We start from the raw sequence: 4,426 nt of genomic DNA on the forward strand, positions 1-4,426 counted from the left end.
TTCCCCTTAGATTTAGCTTCTGCTGAGTCTGAGCCTGTAGCTTTGGTTGCACCTCAAATCGGCTAATTGATAGCTTGGATTAAATAGAGCGCCTCCCAGTCGGGGGGCGCTTTTTTGTGCTTAAATTCACTGACCCACATTCAATACATCTTCATAAATTTGCGCCACGGTCACAGTTAGCCCCACAGATTCCCAGGTTAACTGATTATCTTCTCCTAAGATTTCAACTGTCCAACTCCCCGGAGTTTCTTGACGATAGACTTCCACTTGCATAACATCTTGAGAGACTAAAACATATTCCTTCAAAGTTTCTAAGGTTTGGTAGTTCATTAATTTTTCTCGTCGGTCAGTGCTTTCGGTACTTTCTGACAGCACTTCAATAATTAAGTTAGGTTGTGTTTTGAAGTATCGGTGATTATCTTCGGGGTTACAAGTCACGAGTAAGTCAGGGTAATAAAAAATATCGTCTTGAACTTTGACTTTCATATCAGACATGAATACCCGACAGGAACTCCCCCGCAGATGAGAACGTAATAAGGTACAAAGATTAACGGCAATGAGATTGTGTTCTTCACTAGCACCCGCCATAGCAAACACATAACCGCCCATATACTCATGGCGAATGGTGCTTTCGGCTTCAGCGATGATATAGTCTTCAACGGTAAAGAGGGGTAAAGGTGAACGCATTTTAGGGATTCTCCTAGTTTTTCTCTTTCAACTATTCTAACTTAGCTTAAATTTAAGATACTGTTGCCAAATCGGATGCAGTTGAAACATTCCTCGCTCTCCCTCTGATATTTTTTCTAGCAACCCCCGTCTAACTAAAGATTGGATGGCTGACCATAATTCAGATGGGGATAATTCAGGATTAGTGGGTTGTTCAGAAAGGGCGATCGCTTGATGGTCTCGGAAACCAGAAATCACCTGTTGTTCTAATTGGGATAATCGTTCTAACTGAGATTCTAAAATTGGTTAATCCAGAACTGGTATTAAATAGGTCATTGATTACGCTTGACCTTTCCTCGTCATCCCAATGCCTGATAAATATAAATCCGGTACTTTGTAGCGTTCAACTTCATCATTTGTCCCCTCATAAATTGACAGTAAACCAACTTCCCTTGCCAAATTTAATTCATCTTTAAGATTCTCGACTTCACTGGCTTTAAAAGGAGATCGTCCGATTTTTCTTAACTGGTCAACTAAGTTGGTTAAATCAGGAAACTCTTCGTTAATTAAAGCATCTAACGTCTGTTTTGACACCTCTTCTAGGGAAGCAATTAAAGCTTTAGGTCGAATCACAGTTTTCCCATATAAATTCTTTTCATTTTCTCGCATTTCCCACTCTTGCCCTTGCTTAAACAGTTGTAACAGCGCACGGGGACTATGATTATTACTGCCATCGGCAATCCGTTTCCAAACCCAATTCCGAGTAAAGGCTGATTTTCCTCCCCGCATTCGTTCACCCACTAGCACATTCCAAATATTCCAGACTTGTTGCTCCGTTAAATTTGAATCATCACCGTGGAATAAAAAACGCCCTTGGCCCTGTTGTCCTTGAATGGATTGTACTAAAGTTTTAAACGTATTTGCCTGTAAAGCTGTTTTGACAATTACCTTAAAGAAGTCTACAGATTCTGACCATTGGAGCGTGACTGAACGACCGAAAAAATGGCTTTTATTCTCAAACTGCAATCTGCGCCAAATATCTTCCCGTAACATGACTTTAAACTTAAAGTGAGTCAAATCATGTTCTAAATCATTGATTAAGGAAAGCAAATCAGCAATAGATTTTGTTCTGAGTGCTTGCTCTGGTTTCCCACTGCCAAAACCTGTATCTAACCCATCAATTAATAAAAAAGTTCTGTCTGAAGCAGCCCGATCAAACCGCATCAGCCAATCTTTCATCAAGATACCACATTTTGGTTTTTGTAAGAAACTTTCAATCCAGTTACTTAAGTCAAGTTCAGTATTTAATGGAGTGGATAGAAGATCACCTAAATCTTCATTCGGTTGAGGTTTTTCCCCTTCCCAAGACAAATAACAGGCAAGGCACATTTGAATAAGCCAAAATTCACGCCAACTTTTTTGATACTTTTTCAACTGCTGATCAATCACTTTAGAAGATTCAGCCGTAAAAACCCAAAGACGATTATTTTTGAGAGGATTTGGCGCAAGAATCACAATTGAATGCTGTTGATCATCTTCTAACAGACGACGAAAAATTGCAGTCTTCCCTGTGCCTTTTCGCCCTAAAACAAGCGGAATATTAGGCTGCATCGCACGTTCAACTAAATCCGTCTCCACAAAGGTTTCTAGCAAATTGCTTTGATATTCTGCACTACTGGCTGAGAATTCTAACTCTTGCAAAATTTTGGCTTTATCTTGGGATAAATTTACAGGTAACGGCTGCTCACTAGCCATGGGAAGCAAGCCCTCTATCCACTCTGCCACTGGCTCAAAATCACGCCAATATTCTGGAGTTTCTAAAATTTTATCCGATGTAGCAATGGTTTCTCGATAGGGAATAAAATGAGTTATTTCTGATTCCATAATTGGCTCAAGACCTAATCTTTGATCACTGAGGCTTTTTAACCAATTGTTAATCCAATCAAGGGAACGATGATGATACCGTTCAATCACTTCTGGAGCTTGACTGGCAGGGACCGGAGAAACAATAAATCTAGGGTCAGGCGTGAGTTTAGGGTCAGTTCTACGGTTACGGGAAGCGAGTAAAGCTTGAACTAGCGCCCCCGTTCCGATTTGAGTTTGAGGGTGAGGAAAGAAAACAATAATTGCTAAATCGGCTAAGTCAAAGAGCAACGGACCATTGAGGGGAGTTATTCCGGTTCTGGCATCTAATAAAATAACATCGGGTTTAAAAGAAAGTTCTGTGCTTAAAATCTTAATTAAGTCCCGCAGAGGATTCCGGTCTTCTCGATACCAAGCCTCTGGATCAATAAAATTTAATAATCTGGCATAATTGGCATTGGGTAAACCTGCGGGCAGGCAATAAAGTTCCTCTGTTTCCGAAATACGAATAATCTGATTCTGTAGATCAGGATGTTCGCCTTGGTCTAAACTAAGCAGTGAGAAAATTAAACCTTGTTCTGGCTGAATTTCATTTTCCTTGCCGAACAAAGCTGCTAATCCAGGGGCTTCTAAATCCATATCAACACACAAGACGGTTCGTCCATGATTAGCTAGAATTCGTGCTGTATAAGCTAGGGCGGTGGAACGACCGACTCCCCCTCTGAGAGAGTAAAATGTGGCAATAATGGGACGTTCTAAATCGTCTTCTAAATCTGAGGCAAACATGACAGTTTCAGGATGACTGCGGCGTGCTAATGCTTCTGGCCATAGAGGCAAGTCTAGGGGGGCATCGAGGGGAAGAGAACCTGCCCATTTTTGTTCTTGAGGGGTGAGTAAATCTAACCATTGAATGGTGAGGGATTCTAGTCCATCTAGGACTATTTTTTGTCGTTCTGATTGAGCTTTTCCGGCAAAATCTGAAGAAATAACTACAATACGCCACCCCATATATTGATCCTGTTGAATGCGTAAATCCTCAATCTTTACATGAGCCGCCGACATATTTTGTTCAATTTTATCTTTAATTTCTGAATAATTCATCTAGGCCTCCTAGGTCGAGTACGACGCATTTGAGTTTGTATCCAACCTGTTAACTGTTTAGCTTTCTCTACTAATTCTTGATGGCTCAGAAGACTATCACAAGTGACTTCATATCGTAGTGAGGTGTTCCATTTTTCCAGATAAAACGTTTTTGCTCCGGTAGGATCAGAAAGATCAGAGAGGCGAAAGTTGGCAGATTCCCATAATTCTCGCAAATTATGCCCCTGTTGACCATGTTTTGGAAAACCTGTCCCTCGCTCCTGTAAAAGTGCTTTTAAACTGCATTCAATGGCGTATCCCGCTAAATAAACAGAAGCGACTGAAGTCTTTCGAGTCTTGCTAATCTCGTCCGCATCGGCAGCGCGTTCATTAGCGAGGTTAATCCAATCCTGTGGTTTACTTGGGGGCATAGTTGAGCCATTAATGCTAACGCTCTACTTGTTATAACATTTCCTGACCTCAGTAATTCCTGGCATGGTTGCTGCTCAAGGGGGAACTATGTCTATAAATATTTAAAGTAGATGTTGTGCGATCGCTTCTTTTATAGTTCCTCTGGATCTAAACCCAGCGCGCGCAACCTTTCCGCCAGACGTTCTGCCCTCTGGCGTTCGGCCTCAGCCTTTTGGCGTTCGGCCTCAGCAAGCTGTTGAGCTTGTTCGGCTTTTTGGCGTTCGGCCTCAGCAAGCTGTTGAGCTTGTTCGGCTTTTTGGCGTTCGGCCTCTTCCGGTAACAACACCAAATTACCTTCCGTATCATAAAACCGCAGCCAAATTGCCTCCTCACGGTCTATAGTTCC

The 4,426-nt window shown here is 41.7% G+C and carries 4 protein-coding genes and 1 pseudogene; all 5 read right to left on the reverse strand.

Annotated elements, in window-relative coordinates:
- Positions 1-126: 126 nt before the first annotated feature.
- Entirely contained in the window at positions 127-687 is a 561-nt protein-coding gene (locus tag ACTIE0_RS22950) for a Uma2 family endonuclease (RefSeq protein WP_046321167.1), read from the reverse strand.
- 36 nt (positions 688-723) lie between these two features.
- Entirely contained in the window at positions 724-924 is a 201-nt protein-coding gene (locus ACTIE0_RS22955; protein ID WP_046321168.1) for a hypothetical protein, read from the reverse strand.
- An 81-nt stretch (positions 925-1,005) separates the two neighbouring features.
- Positions 1,006-3,630, reverse strand: a complete 2,625-nt coding sequence (locus tag ACTIE0_RS22960; RefSeq protein WP_046321169.1) for a P-loop ATPase, Sll1717 family — start codon at positions 3,628-3,630, stop codon at positions 1,006-1,008.
- On the reverse strand, positions 3,627-4,040 hold the full coding sequence (locus tag ACTIE0_RS22965; RefSeq protein WP_008056518.1) for a HEPN domain-containing protein: 414 nt from the start codon (positions 4,038-4,040) through the stop codon (positions 3,627-3,629). Before ACTIE0_RS22965 ends, ACTIE0_RS22960 begins: the two co-directional genes overlap by 4 nt.
- Positions 4,041-4,171: 131 nt before the next feature.
- Positions 4,172-4,426, reverse strand: a pseudogene (locus tag ACTIE0_RS22970) (Uma2 family endonuclease); the annotation flags it as partial.

This window comes from Limnospira sp. (assembly GCF_051859755.1).
Taxonomy (GTDB): domain Bacteria; phylum Cyanobacteriota; class Cyanobacteriia; order Cyanobacteriales; family Microcoleaceae; genus Limnospira; species Limnospira fusiformis.

What these genes read in the sequence shown, in the direction of transcription:
- ACTIE0_RS22950 (WP_046321167.1), bottom strand. Translation starts at nt 687, where the DNA reads ATGCGTTCACCTTTACCCCTCTTTACCGTTGAAGACTATATCATCGCT.
- ACTIE0_RS22960 (WP_046321169.1), bottom strand. Translation starts at nt 3,630, where the DNA reads ATGAATTATTCAGAAATTAAAGATAAAATTGAACAAAATATGTCGGCG.
- ACTIE0_RS22965 (WP_008056518.1), bottom strand. Translation starts at nt 4,040, where the DNA reads ATGCCCCCAAGTAAACCACAGGATTGGATTAACCTCGCTAATGAACGC.